The following is a 23,616-nucleotide window of genomic DNA, read 5'->3' on the forward strand; positions in this document are numbered from 1 at the left end:
TCGCCCCGATTTAAGCCTCGGCGCGTAGAATTGCAATCAGACGCGCAGTGCCAGACGCGCTGCCAGATACGAGCAGAGGAGGATGCCCAGATCCACCGGCATCCATTGCAGCATGAGGGCCGTGTCATCCGGGCCGAAGGGGTAGGTCGCCAGCGCCAGACCGTCGAAATAGCCCGATGGCGCAGCGATGGCGATGGCGCCGAAATTGTTGATCAAGTGCAGGGCGATGGCCGGCCCCAATGTTCCGCTGCGCGCTGTCAGGTCAGCGGCGGCAAGGCCAAAGAGCGTGGCCCAGATCACGATCACCCACGAGGCGTCGCCCATCACGCCGGGCTGGTAATGCAGCAGCCCGAAGAGCACCGCCGGGACGGTGATCCATACCGCAGGATGGCGGAACCGTGCGGCAAGCTGGCTTTGCAGATAGCCGCGAAACAGCAGTTCCTCGGCGCTGGTCTGGATCAATAGCCCCAGCAGGGTCAGCGGCAGGAGGGGCAGCCACCGCTCGAAGGGCAGCCCGGCCTCCAGCGGGATCACGTCCAGCGATTGAATCAGCGAGGCCGCAACATAGACGCCCAGCAGGTACAGGCTGACGCGTCCGGCCTGCCGCAGGGCCAATCCGCCTGGGCCTATCAGCGTGGCAAAGCCGCGTTTGTGCACCACCGGCAGAACCACCACCAGCGCCAGGATCAGCATTCCGAAAGCATAGAGATTGACCAGCGCGCCACCGGGCGTCGTCGCCTCTTCGAGGCCGAGGCCATCGGGACCCCAGGTTTCGGGTGGCAAAAATTGCGTGCAGAGCCAACCATAGCCCATCGACAGCGTCAGAAAGACGGCGGTGGTCAGCACGATGCCCAGCAGCAGCCGCCAGATGGCGGCGCTGTGGCGGGCCGGCGTGACAAGGGGGGCATAGCCTGAGTATCGCATGGCACAACGCTATCCCTGCCCGCAGGGGGGTGCAATCGACGACTGCGGTGCCGGCGCGCTTGCGCCAGAGGGACCGCTCGCCTATTCCTCGGTCAGCAATTTATCAGCCAAGGTTTCGCGAGGCCCCCATGACCAAGTTCGACAAGTCCAAACTGCCCAGCCGCTATGTCACCGAAGGGCCGTCCAAGGCGCCGCACCGCTCATACATGTATGCGATGGGTCTGAGCGAGGAAGAGATCCACCAGCCCCTCGTTGGCGTCGCCACCTGCTGGAACGAGGCCGCGCCCTGCAACATCGCACTCAGCCGTCAGGCGCAAGCGGTCAAGATGGGCGTCAAGGCGGGCGAGGGCACGCCCCGCGAATTTACCACGATCACCGTGACCGATGGCATCGCGATGGGCCATGAGGGTATGCGGTCGAGCCTCGCCAGCCGTGAGGCGATTGCCGACACGGTCGAGCTGACGATGCGCGGGCACGCCTATGACGCGCTCGTGGGCCTTGCCGGCTGCGACAAGTCCCTGCCGGGGATGATGATGGCGATGGTGCGGCTCAACACGCCGTCGGTCTTCATTTATGGCGGTTCGATCCTGCCGGGCCGCGCGCCCCAAATCGAGGAGATCCCCGAGGATTTCCGCACGCGCGACCTGACCGTGCAGGACATGTTCGAGGCGGTGGGCCGCCATCAGAATGGCACCATGTCCGATAAGGCGCTGGACGTGCTGGAACGCGTGGCCTGTCCCAGCGCCGGCGCCTGTGGCGGCCAGTTCACCGCCAACACCATGGCCTGCGTTTCCGAGGCGATCGGCCTTGCGCTGATGAACAGCTCTGGGATGCCTGCCCCCTACGAAAGCCGCGACCAGTATGGTGAGGCGTCTGGCCGCGCCGTGATGAACCTGCTGGAAAAGAACATCCGCGCGCGCGATGTCGTCACGCTCAAATCTTTGCAGAACGCCGCACGCGTGGTTGCCTGCACCGGCGGATCGACCAATGCGGGCCTGCACCTGCCGGCCATCGCGCATGAGGCGGGTATCGACTTCTTCCTCGAGGACGTCTGCGACATCTTCCGCGACACGCCCTATTTCGTCGATCTGAAACCGGGCGGGGCCTATGTGGCCAAGGATCTTTATGACGTCGGTGGCATTCCCGTCGTGATGAAGGAGCTGCGCAAGGCGGGCCTCATCCACGAGGATTGCATCACCGCCAGCGGCCGCAGCATCGGCGAAGAGCTGGACCTGATTGATCGCGAGGCCGATGGCAAGGTGATCTATCCCATCGAGACACCCATCACGAAGACGGGCGGCGTTGTGGGTCTCAAGGGTAATCTTGCCCCCGAAGGCGCGATCGTGAAGGTCGCGGGCATCGCGGCCGAGAACCAGGTCTTTACCGGCCCTGCCCGCGTTTTCGAGAGCGAGGAAGAGGCGTTCGAGGCCGTGCAGAATCGTGGCTACGAGGAGGGCGAGGTCATCGTCATCCGCAATGAGGGCCCCGCAGGCGGCCCAGGCATGCGCGAGATGCTGGCGACCACCGCCGCCCTTTCGGGTCAGGGCATGGGCAAGAAGGTGGCGCTGATCACCGATGGCCGCTTCTCGGGCGCGACGCGGGGCTTCTGCGTGGGTCATGTCGGCCCCGAGAGTGCCTATGGCGGACCCATCGCGCTGCTCAAGAATGGCGATGTCGTCACCATCGACGCAGTCAAGGGCGCGCTGACCGTGGACCTGAGCGATGAGGAGCTGGCCAAGCGCAAGGACGGCTGGGCCGGCCCGCGCGAGACGATGTACGCCTCGGGCGCGATCTGGAAATTCGCGCAGCTGGTGGGGCCGACCTACAAGGGCGCGGTGACGCATCCGGGCGCCGAGGCCGAGCGTCACATCTACATGGACATCTGAGGTCCTTGCGCTGGCCAATCAGACTAGCGCGCGGGGCGCTGACCTGCGCGCTGATCGTGCCTCTCGCCGCCTGCTTGGGCGGCGAGGGCGCTACAAAGACGAACTCCGACAGCGAGAAGCGCGCCGAGGCGCCGCGCAGTGCCGCCTTCTTTGGGGGTGACGTGGTGGTTGCCGGGCCGAGTGGCTATTGCATTGATCCGGGCAGCGTCCAGACGGGCCGAAATGCGGCTTTCGCGCTGCTGGCCAGTTGCGCCCACCTGGGCCGTCTCGCATCGGGTAATGTGCCGCCCGCGGTTATCACAATCTCGGTCCTCGCGCGCGATCCCGGCGCAGAGCAACCATCAGCCAGCCGCCTGGCCAAACCTTGGGCCAATGCGGGCGTGATCGACCAGATCGACGGCGACGGCATTTCCCTGATCCAGCTTGAACGGGGCGGCGATACCTTTTTGCCCGGCGGCGATCCGCGCCATTGGCGCGGTGCGATGCTAATCAATGGCCATGTCATCGGCCTTGCCGCCTACGGCGATGTCGGCAGCGGCCTGCGCGCAGGGGCTGGGCGCGATCTGCTGATCGACATCGCCGAGGCGATGCTGAAGGCAAGCCCCATACGCCGCGCCGCGCCCAAACCGGCCGCGCTACCCCAGCCGGTCGAGGCCGCCGTCTCGGACAATCCCGAAGATTCGGAGACCGCCCGGGCAATGCTAGCCCAGAGCGAGCAGGCAGCGCTTGGCGGTTTCAAATCCATGCTGGCAGGATTGTTTCGCAATCCCGCTTAATCCTATAGAAGGGATTGCGAGAGCAGGTTACAAAACGGTCGAATGCAGGCGAGGGCGGTAACGAATGCGGGTGCGGAGTGCTTTGGTCGATTGGATCGTGCATCGGCGCGGTGTGCGTCGCTGGACGCGCGCGGCCCGGCGCGCCCCCGAGATGCCCTTGGCCGAGCTGCGGCGCGAGCGCAGCATGGCCCGCAAGCTTCTGTTTTCCCTCCATGAGATGACCGCCATTGCGGATAATCGGTTGGCCCTTCCGATGATCGGCTCGAACGCGTTTCCAAAACCGCATGGCACCGATTGGTCGTGGCGTCCCGCGCTCTGGAACCTGCCGCTCGCCAGCCCCGGCATGTCCTCGGCCCCCAGCAAGTCCAAGCTGGGTGATGAGCTCACATTGTTTCACGATTGCGCACGGTCCGAGCTGACATTGCGGCAGGTTCGCAACACCCGCGAGGCGGATCTGGCCCCCTATGGATTGCGCATGGATGTCTTTGCCTTTGACGGCTCGTTCCTGTCGGTGGTGCTGGACCTGCCCCATGGCGCGGTGGACGGGCTGAAGAAACGTCACTTGATACGCATGAGCACCATTGTCGAGCTGGAAAAGCCGCTCGAGATATTTGCCCGGCTCAACATCAAGCATGGGCCGAACACCGAGCAGATCGTGCGGGAATTGCCCCTGCACGAGGACGAGATCGTCGTCGAGTTCGACCTGGCCTATACCGGCCTCAATGAAAAGCGGATCGAGCGGGCCTGGGTGGATCTCATCTTCGAGAACCCGGAGATGAGCCAGGTAACGCTGCGCGATTTGACGTTCAGCCGCCGGCCGCGCGCTGAGTTCTGATCAGATGAAGGGACCGATATGAGCAACCTCAAACTGACCAAGACCCGGCTTTTCGAGGGCGTCTGGGAGGGTGAGCTGACCCATGAGGGCGAGGGTAATATCCAGCCCAGTATCGAGGTCACGCATCTTGAACGGGCGTTGCCCGGCGTGCAGGTGATCGAGAACGAGGAGGGTGGCTTCTGGACGGTGCGCGTCCCGATCCCTGCGGAGGTCATTACCGATGGCGTGCAGACCTTCCTTATCCGCGACAAGCGCGCAGATGTGGTGCTGGACAGTTTTGCGCTGATGTCGGGCGATGCGCTGGGCTATGATATCCGGGTTGAAATGACGTTGCTGCGCGAAGAACTGGATATGCTGAAGCGCGCGTTCCGTCGCCATTGCCTGGAAACCAGCTAGGGCCTAGCCTTCTTCGGTAAACTCATGCGCTGTCAGGCGGCGCGGCTCCTGCTCGACACTGGCGGGGCGCTCGATCTTGTCAGATGTGGCGGCGACGACGCCCAGCTCTTCGAACTTGCGGGCAGACGGCAGAACGCGGCCTTCCAGCGATCCCAGCGCCTTGTTGTAGTGGTCGACCGACTGGCCCAATGACCGCCCGACGCGGGCCAGATGCTCGGCAAAGACGCGCAGCCGGTCGTAGATTTCCTTGGCCGATTTCTGCACCTCTTCGGCATTCTCGGCCATCTTGTCCTGCTGCCAGCCATAGGCGATGGATTTGACCAGCGCCATCAGCGTCGTGGGCGTCGCGATCAACACCTTGCGCTCGAACGCGTATTCGATGAGGCCCGGATCGGCCTCGGCGGCGGCCGAGACGAAGGTCTCGCCGGGGATGAACATCACCACGAAATCGGGCGCCCCTCCCAGCGTGTCGTAATAGGCCTTGGACGACAGGTCATTGACGTGCTTGCGCACTTGGACCGCGTGCTGGCGGATGAACTGGCTCTGCTGCTCGGGCGTTTCGGCTTCAAGCGCGTCGAGATAGGCCGAGAGTGGCGTCTTGGCGTCGATCACGATGCTCTTGCCGCCGGGGATATGGACAATCGCATCGGGGCGTCGCCGCCCCTCGTCCGTGTCGAAGCTTTTCTCGAGGTGGAAGTCCACCCGCTCCGTCATGCCCGCCATCTCGAAGACCTGACGCAACTGCATCTCGCCCCAGCGTCCGCGCGTCTTGGGTGCGCGCAGGGCTTGGACCAGGCGCCGCGTCTCATTGCCGAGGCTGGCTTGCCCCTCGGCGAGGTTCAGCACCTGCTGCTTGATCGTGCCATAAGCCTCGTTGCGCGCCTGCTCGATCTCGGTCATGCGCGCGTCGAACTTGCCCAGCCGCTCGTCCAAAGGTTTCACCAGATCACGGATGGCGGCATGGCGCTGTGTCAGATCGTGCTCGGCAGTTTCCTTATGCTTCTGGAACCGCTCGGAGACCAGCGACAGGAATTTCTCGGAATTCTGCGTCAGCGCGCCCGAGGCCAGCGATTGGAATCGGTCCTCAATCTCCTTGCGCATGGCCTGCATGTCGGCAATGCGCGCGTCATGCGTCTCCTGCTGGCTGGCCAGCTTCTGGCGCAGCTCGGCGGCCCTCACCTGTTCCTGGTAAACTTCGGTCAGAAGGCCCTCGGCGCGCTCCTCCAATTCAGGCACACGCGCGGCCATTGGCTCCAGCCGGGCAATCTCGGACCGCAGGCGATACATCTCTTCCTTATGCCCCCTCGCGCGGCGTGCCGCATTGCGGGCGATCAGCGCCAGAACCAATGCCAGCGCGGCGGCACCTGCCGCGATTCCCTGCCAGACGGCGATGTCCCACGCCGCGATGATCTGCAGACCCTGCTCCATGCTCTTTTCCCGATGCTTTTCTTTGTGCGTTCGGCATTTGTTCTAGAGTGGCAGAAACATACCCGGCACCGCAAGCCGCAATTTCGGGCCTCAGCTGCGCCCGAAGAGCCGCTCGATATCGCTGAGTTTCAGCGCGACATAGGTGGGGCGGCCATGGTTGCATTGCCCCGACATCGGCGTCGCCTCCATCTCGCGCAGGAGGGCGTTCATCTCGTCCGCCTGCATCCTGCGCCCCGAGCGGATCGAGCCATGGCAGGACATGCGGCTGAGGATCGCGTCGATGCGCGCGCGCAAAGTGTCGCTGCGGCCTTGATCGGTCAGCTCGTCCAGCACGTCGCGGATCAGCGCGGCCGCGTCCACAGTGCCCAGAAGGGCGGGGGTTTCGCGCACGGCGATGGCGCCGCCGCCGAAGGGCTCTATGCAAAGGCCCAAAGTGGCCAGGTCGTCGGCTGCCTCCATCAGGACGGCGCACTCCGCTTCGCTTAGCTCGACGATCTCGGGGATCAGAAGGGCCTGCGCGGCGATGCCATGTCCCTCCTGCTGGCGCTTGAGGCGCTCGTAGACCAGCCGCTCATGCGCCGCGTGCTGATCTACGATGACGATGCCGTCCTTGGTCTGGGCGATGATGTAATTCTCGTGGACCTGCGCGCGGGCGGCGCCGAGCGGGGTATCTGCAGGGGCGCTGTCCTCGATCACCGGCTCGGCGCGGGCGCTGTATGCGTTCTGCATCTCGGCAAAGGCCGGGGCCTGGCCCGCATAACTGGCCGCGCGCGCCTGAGAGGAAGGCCGCTCCATCTGGTAGACGCGCGCGCCTGTCTGCTGCGAGCGCTCGCCCGTCTCCTCGGGCCGGAACGCGCCCAGCGTGCCCGCCGCCACGGTCGAGGAGGCCCGGTGCCCGGCGCCCGCCAGCGCATGGCGCAGGCCCGAGACGATGAGGCCGCGCACGATGCCCGGATCGCGAAACCGCACCTCGGATTTTGCGGGATGCACATTGACATCCACCAGCGCGCCCTCGCAATCGACGAAAAGCGCGGCGACGGGATGTCGGTCACGGCTGAGGACGTCCATATAGCCCGCGCGCAGGGCGCCGATCAGCATCCGGTCGCGCACCGGGCGGCCATTGATGAAGAGATACTGGGCAACGGCGGCGCCCCGCGAATAGGTCGGCAGGCCCGCGCAGCCGGTCAGGCGAAAGCCCTCACGCTCGGCGTCGATGCGCATGGAGTTATCGGCGAAATCGCTGCCGATGATCCGCGCGAGGCGGGCATGGAGCGCATCGAAGAGATCGCCGGTTTCCGCATCGGCGCGGAAGGTCAGCCGTCCCTCGCCGCCGCCCGAGACGTCGCGCAGGGTAAAGCTGACCTGCGGCTCGGCCATGGCCAGCCGCTTGATCACATCGCCGATCGCCTGCGCCTCGGCCCGGTCGGTGCGCATGAATTTGAGCCGCGCAGGCGTGGCAAAGAAAAGATCACGCAGCGTGATGACGGTGCCGCCATTCAGCGCGGCGGGGCGCGGCGTGCCCATCTTGCCGCCCGTGACGCTGATCTCGGCGCCGTCCTGCCCCGCCGCGCGCGACGTGACGGTAAGGCGCCCGACCGCGCCGAGGGACGCCAGCGCCTCGCCGCGAAAGCCGAAACTGTGGATGTTCAGGAGGTCGCTGCCGTCGATCTTGGAGGTGGCATGCCGGGCCAGCGCCAGCGGCAGATCGCCCGGCGCCATGCCGCAGCCGTCATCCGTCACGCGGATCAGGGTCTTGCCGCCATCCGCAATCTCGACCGCGATGCGCGTGGCGCCCGCGTCGATGGCGTTCTCGACCAACTCCTTGACCGCCGAGGCGGGCCGCTCGACGACCTCGCCCGCGGCGATGCGGTTGATCGCGGCCTCGTCCAGCTGGCGGATCACGGGGCCGGCCGAGTCTGGCGATTTATGGCCGATATGGGGGGCGTGCTGCATCATGCCACAAGACTTAGCATGGCGGGGTTTGATTCGACCACCATTCTGCGGTCAGCAAATTGGCCTAAAATCGCGCGTCCTCTCTACAGCCCTCTCTACAATGGTGGCAATCTGGGCTAGCCTACCCCAAATCCAAGGGGTAAAAGCCCCGACAATCGGGCCGGGCAGGGCAAGCATGAGCAATTCAGGACGGCGCAAGCCACCTTTGGTGGCCGACAGGCGCAAACCCAAGACCAAGCCGAAACCGGCGGCCAAGCCGCGCAAACACCGTGCGCGCACCCCGGCCAAGCGGCGCGGCGGCAATTTCGTGACGCGCGGGATCTTTGGCTTTTTGCACTGGGTCTGGCGGATCGTCTGGGGCATCGGCTGGCGGTTGACAGCCATCACGCTGCTGATCGTCGGGCTTGCTGTGGGCTATGTCTATACCACGCTGCCGGAGGCGTCGGCGCTGCTGGATGGGCGCGCGCGCGGCTCGGTCACGCTGCTGGACCGTGACAGCGATGTCTTTGCCTGGCGCGGCGATCAGTTTGGCGGGGCGGTCAAGGCGGGCACAGTCTCGTCGCATCTGCGCAACGCGGTCATCGCGACCGAGGACCGCCGGTTCTACCTGCATCCCGGCGTCGACCCGATTGGCATCGCCAGCGCCATTCGCATCAACCTGAGCGAGGGGCGCGGGCCGCTTTCGGGCCATGGCGGCTCGACCCTGACCCAGCAGACGGCCAAGCTGCTCTGCCTTGGCAATGAGTATGTCGAGGCCGAGTGGGAAAGCCAGGCTGCCTACGAGGCCGATTGCCGGCGCGGATCACTGGCTCGCAAGGGCAAGGAGGCGATCTATGCGCTGGCGATGGAAGCCAAGTATACCAAGGAGGAGATCCTCTCGATCTATCTCAACCGCGCTTACATGGGCGGCGGTGCCTATGGCGCCGAGGCCGCCGCGCAGCGCTATTTCGGCAAGAGCGCGGCCCAGGTGAATCCCGCCGAGAGCGCCATGCTGGCCGGCCTTCTGACCGCGCCCTCGACGCTGGCCCCCACCAGCAACATCGAGCGTAGCCAGAACCGGGCGGCGACCGTGATCCGCCTGATGCGCGATCAGGATTACCTGACCGAGTCCGAGGCCGCGTTGGCCCTTGCCACCCCGGCCGAGCTGTCCGAAGCCGCCGAGCGGCAGGCGGGTGGATATTTCGCCGATTGGGTGATGTCCTCGGGGCCCGAGTTCTTTACCCGCGACACGACCGAAGACGTGATCATCCGCACGACGCTGGACCAGCGCATTCAACGCGCCGCCGAGGAAGGGCTGCACGCCGTTCTGGATGACAAGCTGCGCGATGGCTCCAAGGCGCAGGCCGCCGTGGTGGTGATGAGCGCCGACGGCGCAGTGCGCGCCATGGTGGGCGGGCGCCAGACCAAGGTCACCGGCGCGTTCAACCGCGCGACGCAGGCCAACCGGCAGACCGGCAGCAGCTTCAAACCCTTTGTTTACGCGACCGCGCTTGAGCTGGGCTATTCCAGCCTCGATACCGTGGTGGACGAGTCTTACTGTCTCAACATTGCGGGTTCAGGCCAGTGGTGCCCCAGCAATTATGACAACCGGTTTCACGGGCGGGTGACGCTGGCTGATGCGCTGGAGAAGTCCTACAATATTCCCGCCGTCAAAGTGGCCGAGAGCGTCGGTCTTGATCTGGTGCGCAAGGTGGCCAGTGATTTCGGCATCGAAAGCGATCTGGCCGCCGGCCCCGCGCTGGCGCTGGGCGCATCCGAAAGCACGCTTTTGGAAATGACCGGTGCCTTTGCGGGTATCCTGAATGGCGGCTCGTCGGTCACGCCCTACGGTCTTGTCGAGCTCAAGCTGCTGGGCCAGGACGAGGCTGTCATGGGCGCGGGCGGCGGCATTGGCGAGCGGGTGATCCGCGAGGATGCCGCGCGCGAACTGACCTGGATGATGAGCCGCGTGGTCGAGACAGGGACCGGCGCGCGCGCCAGGCTGCCGGGCCGCGAGGCGGCAGGCAAGACCGGCACGACCCAAGCGGCGCGGGATGCGTGGTTCCTGGGTTTTACCGCCGATTACGTGGCGGGCGTCTGGATGGGCTATGACGACAACACGCCGCTGACCGGCGTCACCGGCGGCGGCCTTCCGGCCGAGATCTGGCACGAGGTGATGCTGCGCGTGCATGAGGGCATGGACGCCACGCCCCTGCCGATGACCGCCCCCAAGCGCCCGGCGCCCCAGCCCGCGCCCCAGCTCTCTGGCGCGCAGACGGGGCAGAGCGGCCAAGGCTACCAGGGCGATCAGGGCAATCAGGGCAATCAGGGCACGCAAACTGGCCGCGGGTGGCAGGGCAATCCGACCGCCCCACAGGACAACCGCGAAGGCCCGATTGCCAACATCTTGCGCAAACTGCTGGGCGGCTGAGGGGCGCCGGCCAATAAAAAACGCGCGGCTCCCGAAAGGCGCCGCGCGTTATGCATTTGACTGTGAGGCAGAGCTTATCCCGCGCGCCGCAGATCCGCGATCAGCGCGTCGATATCGCCCCGCCGACGGTCCAGCATTGAGCCGATCTCGGTCCGCTCGCTCAGGCGCAGGCTGATCCCCTCCATGACCATATCAAAGAAGAGATCCCGCCCCGAGCGTCCCGATACCAGGAAACGCACATCGAAAGGCGCCTCGCCGCGCAGGTTCACGCGGGCCTGCACCTCGTGCCAGGACTTGACTTGGCTGACGCCGATCACGTCGATCTGTCCGCCGACAAATTCGTTGAAGCGCTTGCCATATTTGCGCGCGATGTAGCCGCGGAACGCCTGCGTATAGGCGGCCATCTGCGCCGGGCTGACGCGGTTGGCATCCGCGCCCAGAGTGCTGCGCGCAATCAGGTCGACATCCGCATAGCGGCTGAAGATGCCCTCGAAATCGCCGATCATGCCGCCCAGCGACTTGCCGGAGGCAATGACGCGGTTGATCTCGGCCACCAGCTTGTCCACCAGCGCGCGCGCTCCGGCATCGGTCAGGGCGAATGCGCCATGCGGCAGGGCTGTGGCAAGGGCCGCACCCATGCCGGTTGCAAGAAGGCCGCGACGGGTCAGGTTATTGGTCATAAGGGTCCTCGAAATCTGCGCTGACGGCGGTGCCGGGTGCGGCGCCGCCCGTAGTATCATAAGGATCCAGATAGTCGCTGGTTCCCCCGCTGCCCAGTTTGAACCGGCGATTTTGCAGATAGAGCGATTGCGACGCCGCGTAACTGTCAGCGCTTTCATACAGCACCGAGTCGATCGATTCGGCATAGCGACCGCGACCTGTCAGACCTCGTGCGGTGCGGACGCCAGCGACGTAGTAACTCTCGGGGTCCTCTACCCAGTAGCCGAGCGGATTGGTGAACACGTCGACAACGCGGCCCGCCGCAGCACGGCTGGTCGAGGGGCCAAACAAGGGCAGCTCGACATAAGGACCTTCATGCACGCCCCATGCATAAAGCGTCTGCCCGAAATCGGCATCCGTTCGAGCGGGCATGTTCAGATCGGTGGCTACGTCGATCAGACCGCCAAGGCCCAGCGTCGTGTTGACGAGAAACCGGTAGAAATCTGACGTCAGGCCCACGCCATTGCCTTGCAAGGCGCTGTTCACCATCGCACCGGGCAGCGAAAGGTTGGTCGAAAAGTTGCTCACGGCGATTTCCACGTCATCCGGCATGAATGCGCGATAGCCCTTGGCGAGGGGCCGGACGACGGCGCGGTCGATCGCCTTGTTTTGGTTGTGGGTGATACGATTCGACTGCTCGTAAGGGTCGTAAGGCGCGCCGGGCGTGACGGCGGAATCGGGCTGGTGGCCGCAGGCAGCCACAATGGCCAACGCGGCGATGGCAATCCCGGCACGCGGGGCGAAAAAAAGGGAAATGCGGGTCACCAGATCACTTTCGGGCTAGGTTGCGGACGGTTCTATAGATCGGGTCTTAGGGCAAAGCGAGGTCTTGTGCAGATGGCGCCATTCAAAAGCGCGGGGAGCGTTGCACGATTGCACTGCCGGGCACGCGACGCGCGCTGCCACCCCCAGACAAGCCGAGTACAGTTTTCGCGCCTCTGATGCAAGTGTCGCAGCCTGCGCGCGCTCCCTGTGCATTTGCCGTTTTCATCCTGCGCGGCAAGCGTTAGCGTCTGGCACGACGCAACTGAACAAGGATGAGCGCCCATGGGCAAATACGAGACAAAGCTGGCCGAGATGGGCATCACCCTGCCCGAGGCCCCGGCCCCTGCGGCCAATTACGTGCCCTATGTCCAGGTGGGCGATATCGTCTACGTCTCGGGCCAGATCTCGCGCGACGATAGCGGCCTTCTGACCGGCAAGCTGGGCCATGATCTGGACGTGGCCGCTGGCGCGCATGCCGCGCGCAGCTGTGCCATCGCTTTGCTGGCGCAGGTAAAGGCGGCTTGCGGCGGCGATCTGGACCGGCTGGTGCGGGTGATCAAGCTGGGCGGGTTCGTCAATTCGACCCCGGACTTCACCGAGCAGCCTCAGGTCATCAACGGCGCGTCCGACCTCATCGGCGAGGCGCTGGGCGATGCGGGCAAACATGCCCGCGCGGCGGTCTCGGCGGCGTCTTTGCCGCTGGGCGTGGCAGTGGAAATCGAAGGCGTGTTCCAGATCAAATGATCCGCCTCGATACGGTATTTCTGACCGTGCCGCTGGCGCATCGTGCGCTCCATCGCCCCGGCTCGGAGCGGGTCGAGAATTCGCGCGCCGCGATCAATGCCGCGATCCGGCATGGGTATGGTATCGAGGTCGACGTGCAGATGTCCTCGGATGGCGCCCCGATGGTGTTCCATGACGACGATCTGGACCGTTTGACGGAGGCTACCGGCCCCATTCGCGCGCGCAGCGCGGCTGGGCTGGCCGGTATTCCGCTGAAGGGCACCGAAGAGGGCATCCCGACGTTGGCCGAGGTTCTGGCGCTTGTCGCCGGGCGCGTGCCGCTGCTGATCGAGGTCAAGGACCAGCATGGCCAGATGGGCGAGACGGACGGAACGCTGGAGGCGGCTGTCGCGCGCGATCTGGCGGGCTATGACGGCCCGGTCGCGCTGATGTCATTCAATCCGCATAGTGTCATACGGCTGGCCAATCTGACCCCGGACACTCCGCGCGGCATCGTCACCTGCGATTATGCGCCCGAGGATTGCCCCGAACTGCCAGAAGACGTGTGTGATCGTCTGCGCGCCATTCCCGACATCGAGGCCGCCCGTGCGAGCTTCATCAGCCACCAATGGAGCGATCTGGACCGGCCCCGCGTGGCCGAGCTGAAGGCGGCGGGGCTGGACGTGCTCTGCTGGACGATCCGGGGCGCGGAGGCAGAGAAGACTGCGCGCCGGGTCGCACAGAATATCACCTTCGAGGGATATCTGCCGGACCTGCCCGCTTGAATTCGCGCCCGCCGGCCACAGGTTAGGGCGAGGGGCAGCAGGGCAATTCCGGCATGAACGAGACCAGTGAAATCACCATCCGCGCGCATGGCGATCTGGGCGGCATCCCGGCCTCCGCGTGGGATGCCTGCGCCTGCCCCGAGGCGGCGGATGGCGCGCGCCCGAATGACCCCTTCACCACTTATCGGTTTCTCAAGGCGCTAGAAGACAGCGGCTCGGTCGGTCCGGGCACCGGCTGGCAGGCGCAATACATGACTGCCGAGCAGGACGGCCAGATCATCGCCTGCACGCCGCTTTACGCCAAATCTCATAGCCAGGGGGAGTATGTCTTTGATCACGGCTGGGCCGATGCATACCAACGTGCGGGCGGGCGATACTATCCGAAGCTGCAGATCTCCGTGCCGTTTACGCCCGTCACGGGCCGCCGTTTCCTGACCCGGCCCGGCTTCGAGGATCTGGGCCGCGCCGCGCTGGTGCAGGGCGCATTGCAGATCGGCGAGCAGAACGGGCTTTCTTCGCTGCATGTCACCTTCTGCACCGGGGCCGAGGCCGAAACGGGCGCCGAGATGGGCCTGTTGCGCCGCACCGGACAACAGTTTCACTGGGTGGATGAGGGCTATGGTGATTTCGACGGCTTCCTCGCCGCGCTGAGTGCGCGCAAGCGCAAGAATATCCGCAAGGAGCGGCGCACCGCACAGGCCTTCGGCGGCAGAATCGTGCACCTGACCGGCGATGATATCCGCTCTGAGCATTGGGATGCCGTCTGGCAGTTCTACCAGGATACCGGCGCGCGCAAATGGGGCACGCCCTACCTCACGCGCCAGTTCTTCGAGATCGCGCATGACACGTTGCGAGAGGATATCCTGCTGATCCTTGCCATGGAGGATGAGCGCGCCGTCGCCGGCGCCGTGAACCTTATCGGAGCTTCGGCGTTATATGGCCGCTACTGGGGCTGTACGCGGGATCATCCGTGCCTGCATTTCGAGCTGTGCTACTATCAGGCGATCGACTACGCGCTGGCCCACGGGCTCACACGTGTCGAGGCCGGGGCGCAGGGCGAGCACAAGTTGGCGCGCGGCTATCTGCCGGTGGCAACGCATTCGCTGCACTGGGTGCGCGACCCCGGCTTTGCCGAGGCGGTGGCGCAGTATTTGCGCGCAGAGGGCGCAGCGATCGAGGAAGACATAGAGGTTCTGACGTCCTACGGGCCGTTCAGGAAGACACCGAAGGAGGATCAGGAATGACCGAGAAACTCAGCGACACCGCCCGTACCGCGATGATCGACCCGCTGCTGGCCGAGGGCTGGGAAATGAGCGAAGAGCGCGACGCGATCACGAAGGAGTTCAAGTTCGCCGATTTCCCCGATGCGCTGTCTTGGATGGTACGCGCGGGCGTCTGGGCGGAAAAGTGGAACCACCATCCCGAGTGGAGCAACGTCTATAACAAGGTGACCGTGACACTGACGACGCATGACGTCGATGGCCTGAGCACGCTGGATGCCAAGCTGGCGCGCAAGATGGATATCCTGGCGCAGTAGGAAGGGTCTTTATCTGTGAGCGTGAAGCGGCCCGATGGCGGATCGCGCCGCTTTTTCGTGGGTGGACAGAGGTGCCTCGCCCCTCATGCCTCAAATCCGCTGGATTTGAGGCCCTTACCCAAGGATATTTTTCGCAATAAGAACGGGGGGCCGGTCTACATCGCCTCCAGAAGGCCCTCGCCTGCGGAGACATCGCAGAGACCAGGATTGTCCTCTTCGTTCAGCAGGGTGACGGTGCCGTCCTCGACCACCATCGCATAGCGTTTGGAGCGCGCGATGAGGCCGGCATCTTCATTGGTGAAATCCATGCCCATCGCCTTGGTAAATTGCGACATCGGATCGCCCAGCATGGTGATGCCTGCGGCCGTCGCGCCGGTGACTTCGCCCCAGGCGCCGGTCACGAAGGGATCGTTGACGGTGATGCAGATGATCTCGTCCACGCCCTTGGCGTCGAACTGGTCCTTGGTGCGGATAAAGCTGGGCACATGCGCGTTGTGGCACACGCCGGTGAAGGCGCCCGGTACGGCGAAGATGACGACCTTGCGTCCTGAGGTCAGCGAGGACAGGTCGACCGCCTCGGGGCCGTTTTCGCCCATGCGGGTCAGGGTTGCGGAAGGCAGCTTGTCGCCGGTGGAAATGCTCATGGTAAAATCCTTGTCTGTTGTTTGCGCCGCGATACCAAACCGATATAGGCTGCGCGGCGGTGAAGCCATGTAAAAAAAGATCGGAACGCTGGACATGCCGGATATCGTGGTGGTCGGAGCAGGGCAGGCGGGCGCATCGCTGGTTGCGCGTTTGCGCAAGGACGGGTTCGAGGGGCGCATCGTTTTGATCGGCGAAGAAACCGCGCCGCCCTATCAGCGCCCACCTTTGTCAAAGGCCTATCTGCTGGGGGATATGGAGCTGGAACGGCTCTATCTGAGGCCGCGTCATTTCTATGAAGAGGCCGGTATCGACCTGCGTCTGGGAGCGCCGGTGGAGGCGATCGACCGCACGGCGCAGACGGTGCGCGTGGGCGGCGAGGATGTGCATTACGACACGCTGGTCCTGACGACCGGATCGGCGCCGCGGCGTCTGCCGGCGGTCACCGGCGGCGATCTGGAGGGCGTGCATGTGGTGCGGGGGCTCGCGGATGTCGATGCAATGGCGGCACGGTTTACGCAAGGCGCGCGGGTGCTGATCGTCGGTGGCGGCTATATCGGCCTTGAAGCGGCAGCGGTGGCCGCCAAGAAGGGGCTGGAGGTTACGCTGATCGAGATGTCCGAGCGCATTCTCAGCCGGGTCGCCGCGCCGGAGACATCTGATTTCTTTCGTGCGCTCCATACGGGGAATGGTGTCGATATCCGCGAGGGTGTGGGCCTCGCGGCGCTGAGCGGTGACGGGTGTGTCAGCAGCGCGCGCCTTTCGGACGGCACGGTGTTGGATGTTGATTTCGTCATCGTCGGCGTCGGCATTGCGCCGGGCACGGCGCTGGCTGAGGCGGCTGGGCTGGAGATCGACAACGGCATCGCCGTCGATGCCGAGGGGCGGACCAGCGATCCGGCGATCTGGGCCGCGGGTGATTGCGCTTCTTTCCCGTATCGCGGCGGGCGGCTGAGGCTGGAGAGTGTGCCCAACGCCATCGACATGGCCGAATGCGTGGCGGACAACATCCTCGGTGCAGGCCGTGCTTATGTCCCGCAGCCATGGTTCTGGTCGGATCAGTATGATGTCAAGCTGCAGATCGCGGGGCTGAATACCGGCTATGACCGGATCGTGACGCGGCCCTCGGGGGCGGCTCATTCGGTGTCTTTCTGGTACTACCGCGGCGACACGTTGCTGGCGGTCGACGCGATGAACGATCCGCGCGCCTATATGGTGGGCAAGCGGCTGATCGACGCCGGGAAATCGCCTGATCCGATGACCGTGGCCGATCCTGAGGTCGAGCTGAAGACGCTATTGGCATGAGGATTATCGCCGGAGAGGCGCGTGGCCGCAGACTGGCCGCCTTGGGCAAGGGGGATGCGGGCGCGCAGTTGCGCCCGACCTCGGACCGGGTGCGCGAGAGCCTCTTCAGCATGCTCAGCAGCCTGGACGTGATCGAAGGCGCCGAGGTGTTGGATCTCTTCGCCGGTACGGGCGCGCTGGGCCTTGAGGCGCTGTCGCGGGGGGCGAAGCAGGCGCGCTTCGTCGAGAAGGGGCGCGTGGCGCTGGGCCTGCTGGACCAGAACATCGGCCTGGTTGGGGCGGGGCCGCGCGCCAAGGTGCTGCGCCGCGATGCAAGCAAACTGGGCCCGGTCGAGGGCGACCCGGCCTCGTTGATATTTCTGGACCCGCCCTATGGCCGCCAACTTGGAGAAGCGGCGCTGCTCTCGGCGTTGGCAGGCGGCTGGATTGCACCCGGCGCATTGATCGTCTGGGAGGAAAGCGCGGTTATTGTCCCGCCGCCCGGCATGATCCAGCGGGATCAACGGCGTTACGGGGACACGCGGATCACTCTGCTCGACTGGCACGGCTGACGGGCGCTGAACCGCCTATTGGCTGACAAGGCGCCCTTCGACCAGCGTGAAGGGGTAAATCTCGCCATTGCGGCGCCACGCATAGCCTGTTTGGGTTTGCAGCACCGTGTAGGAGGTCCAGCCGATGGCGTCCCAGAAGCTCTCGTATTCGCCGGTTTCGGAATTGATGCGCCATTTTCCAACCAACGCGTCGCCGTTCTGCGGATCATAAATAGTTACCCCATCCGGCCCGAAATAGGATTTGTAGGCCACACCATCCCATACGCCTTCAGCCGTATTGCCGGACAAGAGCTGCTTCACCTCGGACGCCTCCAAGTGCACGTCCTCAGCGAATAGGGGCGTGTAAGCGCCCATAGACAGGGCCAAAACAGCAGCTGGGATGAAATGGCGGCGGTTCATGGCAGTGTTACCTCGTGCATACAGCGTGGCGCGGCGTAGCGCCGCAGCCAGTTAAAAAGAATAGCGCGGACTCGCCACCTTTCAACTTTGCGGCTTTGCGACGGGGAATATCATTACGGCACGGAAATCGTTAACGTTCGTAAGGGTGGGGCCTGTGATGACTTGCGCGCCTAGCGCTTCGAAGAAGCTGTGCGCATCATTTCGGGCGAGCGCCTCGGCCGGAGCGAGCCCGCCCTCTGCTGCCCGAGCCAGAGTGGCTGGGTCGATCACCGCCCCTGCCACCTCGGCAGCGCCGTCGACGCCGTCGGTATCGCAGGCGATGGCATGGATGCCCGGCGCGCTGTTGAGGGCGAGAGCGAGCGCGAGAGCATATTCGGCGTTGGGCCCGCCGATGCCGTCGCCGCGCCGGGTCACCGTCAATTCGCCGCCTGAGAGCAGGATCAGCGGTGCATCCCCTGGCTGCATCGCCGACTGCGCCTTGATGGCCATGTGCGCATGGGCGGCGGCGATATCGCGCGCCTCGCCCTCGATGGCGTCGCCGAGGATGCGGGCGGTGCACCCTGCCTCTCGGGCGACCGCGGCGGCGGCACTCAGCGATTGCGAGGGCGCGGCGAAGACGACGTTTTCAACGCGGGCAAGGCGCGCATCGTCCGGGGGGATGGCGCGGCCGGCCCCCGCCAGCACAGCCTCGACCGAGGCGGGCATGGCGATGCCATATTCATCGAGGATCGCGCGGGCCGCCTCGGGGGTGCTGGCCTCGCCCACGGTGGGGCCGGAGCCGATGGTGCCAGGATCGTCGCCCGGCACGTCCGAGATCATCAGCGCCAGCATCCGCGCAGGATAGGCGGCGGCGGCCAGACCGCCGCCCTTGACGCGGCTCAGATGCTTGCGCACCGCGTTCATCCGCCCGATGGGCGCGCCCGAGGCCAGAAGCGCTTGGTTGATCGCCTGCTTTTCGGCCAGCATGATGTCGCCCGCAGGCGCGATCAGCAGCGATGAAGCCCCACCCGAGATCAGGGCTAAAACGAAATCCTCTTCGCCCAAGCTCTCCAGAAGGTCCAGCATCCGCGCGGTCGCCCGAACCCCAGCCTGATCCGGCACCGGATGCGCGGCCAGCGCAATCTCGATTCCCTGGCAGGGGCGACCATAGCCGTAGCGCGTGATGACCAGCCCCTCGCATGGCCCCCATTCCGCCTCGACCGCCTCGGCCATGCGGGCCGAGGCCTTGCCCGCGCCGACCACCACCACGCGGCCTGTCGGCCGGGGCGGCAGCACGGCCGCAAGGCTTTGCATCGGGTCAGCCACGGCGACGGCGCGGTCAAAAAGGCGGCACAGAAGCGCCTCGGGCGTGTCGGTCAAAACGGGGGCCTTTCGGATGAGTGCGGCCTGCCGATCCTAGCCGCCCGATGCCGCGAAACAAGCTGTTTCGCGCGCGCCGCGCCCTTGCTCAGCCGCTTGACAACTAGGCACCGGCGCGCGACAGAGCGCGGATGGCCATGACCTATCTCTCGGTCGCCCTTGGCGGCGCAATCGGCGCCAGCCTGCGCTACGGCGCGGGGCTGTGCGTGGCGCGCTTGGCCACGCCCAGCTTTCCGATCGCCGTCCTCGGGGTCAATGTGATCGGCTCGTTTCTGATGGGCGCGTTCGCGATGTGGTCGCTGGAGCGGGGGCATGTGGCGCTGAACCCCTTCGTGATGACGGGCATACTGGGCGGTTTCACCACCTTCTCGGCCTTCTCGCTGGAGGCGTGGACGCTGATCGAGCGGGGGCAGATGGGTACGATGCTAGCCTATGTGGCGCTCTCGGTTGGGCTGTCGATCGGAGCGCTGGCCCTGGGAATCTGGATGATGAGGGGGATGCTCGCATGAGCGGCGTTCAGACGATCTACGTGGCCAAGGACGATGCCGATCAGCGGCTGGACCGCTGGCTGCGCCGCCAGTTTCCGCATCTGCAGCAGGGCCGCATCGAAAAGATGTGCCGCAAGGGCGATCTGCGCGTCGATGGCGGCCGGGTGAAGGCGGCAACGCGGCTGGAGCCGGGGCAGGCCGTGCGCATCCCGCCGCTGCCGGACCCCGCCGAGGCCGTAGCGCGCGCGCGCGCCCATGTCACCGATGCCGATGCCGCGATGATCCGTGACTGCGTGATCTACCGTGACGATCATGTCATCGCGCTGAACAAGCCACCGGGATTGCCTGTGCAGGGCGGATCCAAGCAGACGCGCCACGTGGACGGGCTGGCCGAGGCGCTGCGCTTTGGCCTCGAGGAAAAGCCGCGCCTCGTGCACCGGCTCGACAAGGATACATCGGGCGTTCTGCTGCTGGCCCGCACGCGCGAGGCGGCCAAGGGGCTGACCGCCGCCTTCCGCCATCGCAACACGCGCAAGCTTTACTGGGCCGCCGTCGCCGGTGTGCCGACCCCGCGCATGGGCACGATCAAATTCGGCCTCGTCAAGGCGCCCGGCCACGGCGCGAAGGGCGAGGGCGAGAAGATGCACGCCGTCCATCCGCGCGACGTGGACAGCACCCCCGGCGCCAAACACGCGACCACGGATTACGCTGTGCTCGAGGCAGCGGGCGGCCGCACGGCATGGTGTGCGCTGGTCCCGGTGACGGGCCGCACTCACCAACTGCGCGCGCATATGGCCGAGCTGGGGCATCCCATCGTGGGCGACGGCAAATACGGTGGCTCGGGGCAGGAGAATCTCGGTGATGGCTGGGGCGCGCAGCTGGGCGGCGAGATCAGCAAGAAATTGCACCTGCATGCCCGCTCACTCAAGATCGAGCATCCGGTGACGCGCGCAATGCTGCATATCACCGCTCCGCTGCCGCCGCACATGCAGCATACATGGGACACGTTCCAATGGTCGCCCGCCGACGTACCTGCCGACCCGTTCGAGGAGCTGGAATGAACACGCCCCTGCGCCTTGTGATCTTCGACGTCGATGGCACGCTGGTCGACTCTCAAGGCGATATCGTCGCCTCGATGCACCACGCCTTTGCCGAGATCGGCGCGCCCACTCCCGAGCGGGCGGCGATCAAGGGCATCATCGGCCTCTCGCTCGACGTGGCGATGGCGCGGCTGGCTCCCGATCTGGCGGCGCGCGACCATGATGCGCTGGTCGAGGCCTACAAGCGCAGCTACATGAGCCTGCGTGCGCAGGCGGGGGCTGCCGAATCCTCGCCCCTCTTTCCCGGGACGCGAAAGATGCTGGAGACGCTGGCCGCGCGCGACGATCTGCTGCTGGGCATCGCCACGGGCAAATCGCGGCGCGGCCTCGACAAGCTGATCGACGGGCACGGGCTGCAGGGCCTGTTCCTGACCCGGCAGGTGGCCGATCATCACCCGTCCAAGCCGCATCCTGCGATGCTGCAGACGGCCCTGAATGAGACCGGCGTTTCGGCAGCGGATGCCGTGATGATCGGAGACACGACCTATGACATGGAGATGGCGCGCGCCGCAGGCATCGGCACGATCGGCGTCAGCTGGGGCTATCACCCGGCGGCTGACCTTTTGTCCGATCATCTGCTGACCGACTGGAGCGATCTGCCCGCGTGCCTCGATCGCGTATGGGGGATGCCCGCATGAGCGAATGGGCCGCGAAGCGTTTCTGGACCGAGGCCACCGTTACCGAAGGCGAAAACGGCTATGGCATTGCGCTGGATGGCCGCCCGGTCAAGACACCGGCCAAGGTGGCGCTGACCGTTCCGACCCGAGCACTGGCCGCCGCCATTTCTGCTGAATGGAATGCGGTTGGCGAGCATATCAATCCAGGCGTCATGCCGATGACCCGCTCGGCCAATGCCGCCATCGACAAGGTGGCGCATCAGCATGGCGAGGTGGCCGAGATGATCGCCGCCTATGGCGAGACGGACCTTTTGTGCTACCGTGCGAGCGCGCCGCAGGAATTGGTGCTGCGCCAGTCCGAGGAATGGGATCCGCTGCTCGATTGGGCGGACTCGGCCCTGAATGCGCGGCTGCGCCCTGTAACCGGCATCATGCCTGAAGCGCAGGATGCAGCCGCCGTGAAGGCCCTGCGCGATGCCGTTCACGCGCAAAAGAGTTTTCAACTGACCGCGCTGCACGATCTGGTGGCCCTCTCCGGCTCGCTGATAATCGGGCTTGCGGCTCAGCGAGGCGCATATGCTCCGGAGGCGCTTTGGGAGGTTTCGCGCCTCGACGAGGCATGGCAGGCCGAGCTATGGGGCGCCGATGACGACGCCGAGAAAATGGCCGCGATCAAGCGGACAGCCTTTCTCCACGCACAGGAATTCTATTGTCTTGTGAGTGAAGATTTCGACGAAACTTGAGGGTATGACGCTAGGTCACCGGCCGGCGCATCCCATCATTTTTCGGAATGCGGGCCTTGACCTTTCGGAATGAATCCCGCCAAACTCTGCTCCACTCGGGGGGAAAAGCCCTCTGCGTCTTGCTTTGGCCCACGACGGGCCGAATGAACCACCCTGGCTGAAAGGGTGGAAAATCAGGAAGAGGTAAACATGAAAAAATCCGTTATTCTTGGTGCGCTGACAGTTGCCGGACTCTCCGCCGGGGCCGCTGCCGCCGCGACCCTTGACGACGTCAAGGCGCGCGGCAAGCTGAACTGCGGCGTGACCACCGGCCTCGTCGGCTTCGCCGCGCCGGATGCAAACGGCGAGTGGCAAGGCTTTGACGTGGCCATCTGCCGCGCCGTCGCTGCCGCCGTTCTGGGCGACAAGAACGCAGTCGAGTTTGTGCCCACGACCGGTAAGACCCGTTTTACCGCGCTGGCCTCGGGCGAGATCGACGTGCTGCCTCGTAACACCACCTGGACCTTCAGCCGCGACGTGGACCTGAAGTTCGAATTCGTCGGCACCAATTATTATGACGGTCAGGGCTTCATGGTGCCCAAGGCGCTGGGCGTCAGCTCGGCCAAGGATCTGAATGGCGCCACCGTCTGCGTGCAGACAGGTACTACGACCGAACTCAACCTTGCCGACTATTTCCGCAAGAACAACATGGAATACGAGCCCGTTCCGATCGAAACCAATGCCGAAGGCCAGCAGCAGTATCTGGCGGGCGCATGTGACGCTTACACCACCGACATGTCGGGCCTGGCGTCCACCCGCGCGACCTTCGAGAACCCTGGTGAGCACGTTCTGCTGCCCGAGATCATCTCGAAAGAGCCGCTGGCACCGCTGGTCCGCCACGGCGACAGCGAATGGGGCGACGTCGTCCGCTGGACGCTGAACGCCCTGATCGCCGCCGAAGAAGCCGGCATCACCAGTGCCAATATCGGCGAGCTGTCGGCGCAGGCCGGCGACGCGCCCGAGGTCAACCGCATCCTTGGCACCGAAGGTAACCTGGGCGAAATGCTGGGTCTCGACAACGAGTGGGCCAAGCGCGCCATCATGGCAAGCGGCAACTATGGCGAAATCTTCGAGAAGAACATTGGCGAGAACAGCCCTATCGGCCTCGCGCGCGGTCTGAACGCGCAGTGGACCGACGGTGGCCTGATGTACTCGCCCCCCTTCCGCTAAGATCTCTTGAAGGGCGCGGCATTCGCCGCGCCCTTCGATTTTTTAACGACCATCCAAGAAAAAAT

General features: G+C 65.2%; 24 protein-coding genes. 16 read left to right on the forward strand and 8 right to left on the reverse strand.

Going from position 1 to position 23,616, the window contains the following annotated elements; all coding sequences use genetic code 11:
• Positions 1 to 36: 36 nt before the first annotated feature.
• Complete coding sequence (locus tag ACEWPM_RS08415) at positions 37 to 924, reverse strand: CPBP family intramembrane glutamic endopeptidase (RefSeq protein ID WP_393961224.1); 888 nt, start codon at positions 922 to 924, stop codon at positions 37 to 39.
• Positions 925 to 1,052: 128 nt separating this feature from the next.
• On the opposite strand from ACEWPM_RS08415, the gene ilvD reads away from it, so the two are divergent.
• From ilvD to ACEWPM_RS08435, 4 genes are all read left to right on the forward strand, one after another.
• On the forward strand, positions 1,053 to 2,810 hold the full coding sequence (gene ilvD, locus ACEWPM_RS08420; RefSeq protein WP_393961225.1) for a dihydroxy-acid dehydratase: 1,758 nt from the start codon (positions 1,053 to 1,055) through the stop codon (positions 2,808 to 2,810).
• A 5-nt stretch (positions 2,811 to 2,815) separates the two neighbouring features.
• The gene (locus tag ACEWPM_RS08425; RefSeq protein ID WP_393961226.1) at positions 2,816 to 3,586 is read left to right on the forward strand and encodes a hypothetical protein; all 771 of its coding nucleotides are present in this window, start codon (positions 2,816 to 2,818) and stop codon (positions 3,584 to 3,586) included.
• Between the two features lie 64 nt (positions 3,587 to 3,650).
• A complete protein-coding gene (locus ACEWPM_RS08430; RefSeq protein WP_393961227.1) occupies positions 3,651 to 4,421 on the forward strand; it encodes a DUF6478 family protein in 771 nt (256 codons plus the stop codon).
• Between the two features lie 18 nt (positions 4,422 to 4,439).
• Complete coding sequence (locus ACEWPM_RS08435; RefSeq protein WP_393961228.1) at positions 4,440 to 4,817, forward strand: hypothetical protein; 378 nt, start codon at positions 4,440 to 4,442, stop codon at positions 4,815 to 4,817.
• 3 nt (positions 4,818 to 4,820) lie between these two features.
• On the opposite strand, the gene ACEWPM_RS08440 is transcribed toward ACEWPM_RS08435, so the two are convergent.
• Both ACEWPM_RS08440 and mutL read right to left on the reverse strand, forming a co-directional pair.
• The gene (locus ACEWPM_RS08440) at positions 4,821 to 6,245 is read right to left on the reverse strand and encodes a DNA recombination protein RmuC (protein WP_393961229.1); all 1,425 of its coding nucleotides are present in this window, start codon (positions 6,243 to 6,245) and stop codon (positions 4,821 to 4,823) included.
• 90 nt (positions 6,246 to 6,335) lie between these two features.
• Complete coding sequence (mutL, locus tag ACEWPM_RS08445; protein WP_393961230.1) at positions 6,336 to 8,201, reverse strand: DNA mismatch repair endonuclease MutL; 1,866 nt, start codon at positions 8,199 to 8,201, stop codon at positions 6,336 to 6,338.
• Between the two features lie 172 nt (positions 8,202 to 8,373).
• Here mutL and ACEWPM_RS08450 point away from each other — a divergent pair, with 172 nt between their 5' ends.
• On the forward strand, positions 8,374 to 10,608 hold the full coding sequence (locus ACEWPM_RS08450) for a transglycosylase domain-containing protein (RefSeq protein ID WP_393961231.1): 2,235 nt from the start codon (positions 8,374 to 8,376) through the stop codon (positions 10,606 to 10,608).
• 74 nt (positions 10,609 to 10,682) lie between these two features.
• Here ACEWPM_RS08450 and ACEWPM_RS08455 read toward each other — a convergent pair whose 3' ends face one another.
• On the reverse strand, positions 10,683 to 11,288 hold the full coding sequence (locus tag ACEWPM_RS08455) for an MlaC/ttg2D family ABC transporter substrate-binding protein (protein ID WP_393961232.1): 606 nt from the start codon (positions 11,286 to 11,288) through the stop codon (positions 10,683 to 10,685).
• The gene (locus ACEWPM_RS08460) at positions 11,278 to 12,093 is read right to left on the reverse strand and encodes an MlaA family lipoprotein (RefSeq protein ID WP_393961233.1); all 816 of its coding nucleotides are present in this window, start codon (positions 12,091 to 12,093) and stop codon (positions 11,278 to 11,280) included. Before ACEWPM_RS08460 ends, ACEWPM_RS08455 begins: the two co-directional genes overlap by 11 nt.
• A gap of 282 nt (positions 12,094 to 12,375) precedes the next feature.
• On the opposite strand from ACEWPM_RS08460, the gene ACEWPM_RS08465 reads away from it, so the two are divergent.
• Genes ACEWPM_RS08465 through ACEWPM_RS08480 form a run of 4 tightly spaced genes read left to right on the forward strand, consistent with a single transcriptional unit; the run spans position 12,376 to position 15,138 of the window.
• Positions 12,376 to 12,837, forward strand: coding sequence for a RidA family protein (locus ACEWPM_RS08465; protein WP_393961234.1), 462 nt, complete (start codon positions 12,376 to 12,378; stop codon positions 12,835 to 12,837).
• Positions 12,834 to 13,601 carry a glycerophosphodiester phosphodiesterase family protein gene (locus ACEWPM_RS08470; protein WP_393961235.1) on the forward strand — a complete coding sequence of 256 codons (768 nt, stop codon included), beginning with the start codon at positions 12,834 to 12,836 and terminating at the stop codon, positions 13,599 to 13,601. Before ACEWPM_RS08465 ends, ACEWPM_RS08470 begins: the two co-directional genes overlap by 4 nt.
• 53 nt (positions 13,602 to 13,654) lie before the next feature.
• Positions 13,655 to 14,845, forward strand: a complete 1,191-nt coding sequence (locus tag ACEWPM_RS08475; protein WP_393961236.1) for a GNAT family N-acetyltransferase — start codon at positions 13,655 to 13,657, stop codon at positions 14,843 to 14,845.
• A complete protein-coding gene (locus ACEWPM_RS08480) occupies positions 14,842 to 15,138 on the forward strand; it encodes a 4a-hydroxytetrahydrobiopterin dehydratase (protein WP_393961237.1) in 297 nt (98 codons plus the stop codon). Before ACEWPM_RS08475 ends, ACEWPM_RS08480 begins: the two co-directional genes overlap by 4 nt.
• A 155-nt stretch (positions 15,139 to 15,293) precedes the next feature.
• Here ACEWPM_RS08480 and ACEWPM_RS08485 read toward each other — a convergent pair whose 3' ends face one another.
• Positions 15,294 to 15,782, reverse strand: a complete 489-nt coding sequence (locus ACEWPM_RS08485; protein WP_393961238.1) for a peroxiredoxin — start codon at positions 15,780 to 15,782, stop codon at positions 15,294 to 15,296.
• Positions 15,783 to 15,876: 94 nt separating this feature from the next.
• Here ACEWPM_RS08485 and ACEWPM_RS08490 point away from each other — a divergent pair, with 94 nt between their 5' ends.
• Both ACEWPM_RS08490 and rsmD read left to right on the forward strand, forming a co-directional pair.
• Positions 15,877 to 17,085, forward strand: coding sequence for an NAD(P)/FAD-dependent oxidoreductase (locus tag ACEWPM_RS08490; RefSeq protein WP_393961239.1), 1,209 nt, complete (start codon positions 15,877 to 15,879; stop codon positions 17,083 to 17,085).
• On the forward strand, positions 17,082 to 17,636 hold the full coding sequence (gene rsmD / locus ACEWPM_RS08495) for a 16S rRNA (guanine(966)-N(2))-methyltransferase RsmD (protein ID WP_393961240.1): 555 nt from the start codon (positions 17,082 to 17,084) through the stop codon (positions 17,634 to 17,636). Before ACEWPM_RS08490 ends, rsmD begins: the two co-directional genes overlap by 4 nt.
• A 15-nt stretch (positions 17,637 to 17,651) precedes the next feature.
• Here rsmD and ACEWPM_RS08500 read toward each other — a convergent pair whose 3' ends face one another.
• The gene (locus tag ACEWPM_RS08500) at positions 17,652 to 18,035 is read right to left on the reverse strand and encodes a hypothetical protein (RefSeq protein WP_393961241.1); all 384 of its coding nucleotides are present in this window, start codon (positions 18,033 to 18,035) and stop codon (positions 17,652 to 17,654) included.
• Between the two features lie 81 nt (positions 18,036 to 18,116).
• Positions 18,117 to 19,394 carry a glycerate kinase type-2 family protein gene (locus ACEWPM_RS08505; RefSeq protein ID WP_393961242.1) on the reverse strand — a complete coding sequence of 426 codons (1,278 nt, stop codon included), beginning with the start codon at positions 19,392 to 19,394 and terminating at the stop codon, positions 18,117 to 18,119.
• A gap of 131 nt (positions 19,395 to 19,525) precedes the next feature.
• On the opposite strand from ACEWPM_RS08505, the gene ACEWPM_RS08510 reads away from it, so the two are divergent.
• The 5 genes from ACEWPM_RS08510 (at position 19,526) to ACEWPM_RS08530 (ending at position 23,551) form a co-directional block, all read left to right on the forward strand.
• Complete coding sequence (locus ACEWPM_RS08510; RefSeq protein ID WP_393961243.1) at positions 19,526 to 19,903, forward strand: fluoride efflux transporter FluC; 378 nt, start codon at positions 19,526 to 19,528, stop codon at positions 19,901 to 19,903.
• Entirely contained in the window at positions 19,900 to 20,943 is a 1,044-nt protein-coding gene (locus tag ACEWPM_RS08515) for an RluA family pseudouridine synthase (protein WP_393961244.1), read from the forward strand. The genes ACEWPM_RS08510 and ACEWPM_RS08515 overlap by 4 nt, the downstream gene beginning before the upstream one ends.
• Entirely contained in the window at positions 20,940 to 21,620 is a 681-nt protein-coding gene (locus ACEWPM_RS08520) for an HAD-IA family hydrolase (protein ID WP_393961245.1), read from the forward strand. Before ACEWPM_RS08515 ends, ACEWPM_RS08520 begins: the two co-directional genes overlap by 4 nt.
• Positions 21,617 to 22,342, forward strand: coding sequence for an ATP12 family chaperone protein (locus ACEWPM_RS08525; RefSeq protein WP_393961246.1), 726 nt, complete (start codon positions 21,617 to 21,619; stop codon positions 22,340 to 22,342). Before ACEWPM_RS08520 ends, ACEWPM_RS08525 begins: the two co-directional genes overlap by 4 nt.
• Before the next feature lie 189 nt (positions 22,343 to 22,531).
• Positions 22,532 to 23,551, forward strand: a complete 1,020-nt coding sequence (locus tag ACEWPM_RS08530; RefSeq protein ID WP_393961247.1) for an amino acid ABC transporter substrate-binding protein — start codon at positions 22,532 to 22,534, stop codon at positions 23,549 to 23,551.
• The last annotated feature ends 65 nt before the right edge of the window (positions 23,552 to 23,616 follow it).

The organism is Roseovarius maritimus, assembly GCF_043355895.2.
Lineage (GTDB): Bacteria > Pseudomonadota > Alphaproteobacteria > Rhodobacterales > Rhodobacteraceae > Roseovarius > Roseovarius maritimus.

Bases quoted from the DNA above. Each gene is read 5' to 3' on its own strand.
- ACEWPM_RS08490 (WP_393961239.1), top strand. From the start codon at position 15,877: ATGCCGGATATCGTGGTGGTCGGAGCAGGGCAGGCGGGCGCATCGCTG.
- ACEWPM_RS08450 (WP_393961231.1), top strand. From the start codon at position 8,374: ATGAGCAATTCAGGACGGCGCAAGCCACCTTTGGTGGCCGACAGGCGC.
- mutL (WP_393961230.1), bottom strand. From the start codon at position 8,201: ATGATGCAGCACGCCCCCCATATCGGCCATAAATCGCCAGACTCGGCC.
- ACEWPM_RS08485 (WP_393961238.1), bottom strand. From the start codon at position 15,782: ATGAGCATTTCCACCGGCGACAAGCTGCCTTCCGCAACCCTGACCCGC.
- ACEWPM_RS08470 (WP_393961235.1), top strand. From the start codon at position 12,834: ATGATCCGCCTCGATACGGTATTTCTGACCGTGCCGCTGGCGCATCGT.
- ACEWPM_RS08465 (WP_393961234.1), top strand. From the start codon at position 12,376: ATGGGCAAATACGAGACAAAGCTGGCCGAGATGGGCATCACCCTGCCC.
- ACEWPM_RS08455 (WP_393961232.1), bottom strand. From the start codon at position 11,288: ATGACCAATAACCTGACCCGTCGCGGCCTTCTTGCAACCGGCATGGGT.
- ACEWPM_RS08475 (WP_393961236.1), top strand. From the start codon at position 13,655: ATGAACGAGACCAGTGAAATCACCATCCGCGCGCATGGCGATCTGGGC.
- ACEWPM_RS08440 (WP_393961229.1), bottom strand. From the start codon at position 6,245: ATGGAGCAGGGTCTGCAGATCATCGCGGCGTGGGACATCGCCGTCTGG.
- ACEWPM_RS08435 (WP_393961228.1), top strand. From the start codon at position 4,440: ATGAGCAACCTCAAACTGACCAAGACCCGGCTTTTCGAGGGCGTCTGG.
- ACEWPM_RS08510 (WP_393961243.1), top strand. From the start codon at position 19,526: ATGGCCATGACCTATCTCTCGGTCGCCCTTGGCGGCGCAATCGGCGCC.
- ACEWPM_RS08525 (WP_393961246.1), top strand. From the start codon at position 21,617: ATGAGCGAATGGGCCGCGAAGCGTTTCTGGACCGAGGCCACCGTTACC.
- ACEWPM_RS08480 (WP_393961237.1), top strand. From the start codon at position 14,842: ATGACCGAGAAACTCAGCGACACCGCCCGTACCGCGATGATCGACCCG.
- ACEWPM_RS08415 (WP_393961224.1), bottom strand. From the start codon at position 924: ATGCGATACTCAGGCTATGCCCCCCTTGTCACGCCGGCCCGCCACAGC.
- ilvD (WP_393961225.1), top strand. From the start codon at position 1,053: ATGACCAAGTTCGACAAGTCCAAACTGCCCAGCCGCTATGTCACCGAA.
- rsmD (WP_393961240.1), top strand. From the start codon at position 17,082: ATGAGGATTATCGCCGGAGAGGCGCGTGGCCGCAGACTGGCCGCCTTG.
- ACEWPM_RS08515 (WP_393961244.1), top strand. From the start codon at position 19,900: ATGAGCGGCGTTCAGACGATCTACGTGGCCAAGGACGATGCCGATCAG.
- ACEWPM_RS08500 (WP_393961241.1), bottom strand. From the start codon at position 18,035: ATGAACCGCCGCCATTTCATCCCAGCTGCTGTTTTGGCCCTGTCTATG.
- ACEWPM_RS08520 (WP_393961245.1), top strand. From the start codon at position 20,940: ATGAACACGCCCCTGCGCCTTGTGATCTTCGACGTCGATGGCACGCTG.
- ACEWPM_RS08430 (WP_393961227.1), top strand. From the start codon at position 3,651: ATGCGGGTGCGGAGTGCTTTGGTCGATTGGATCGTGCATCGGCGCGGT.
- ACEWPM_RS08530 (WP_393961247.1), top strand. From the start codon at position 22,532: ATGAAAAAATCCGTTATTCTTGGTGCGCTGACAGTTGCCGGACTCTCC.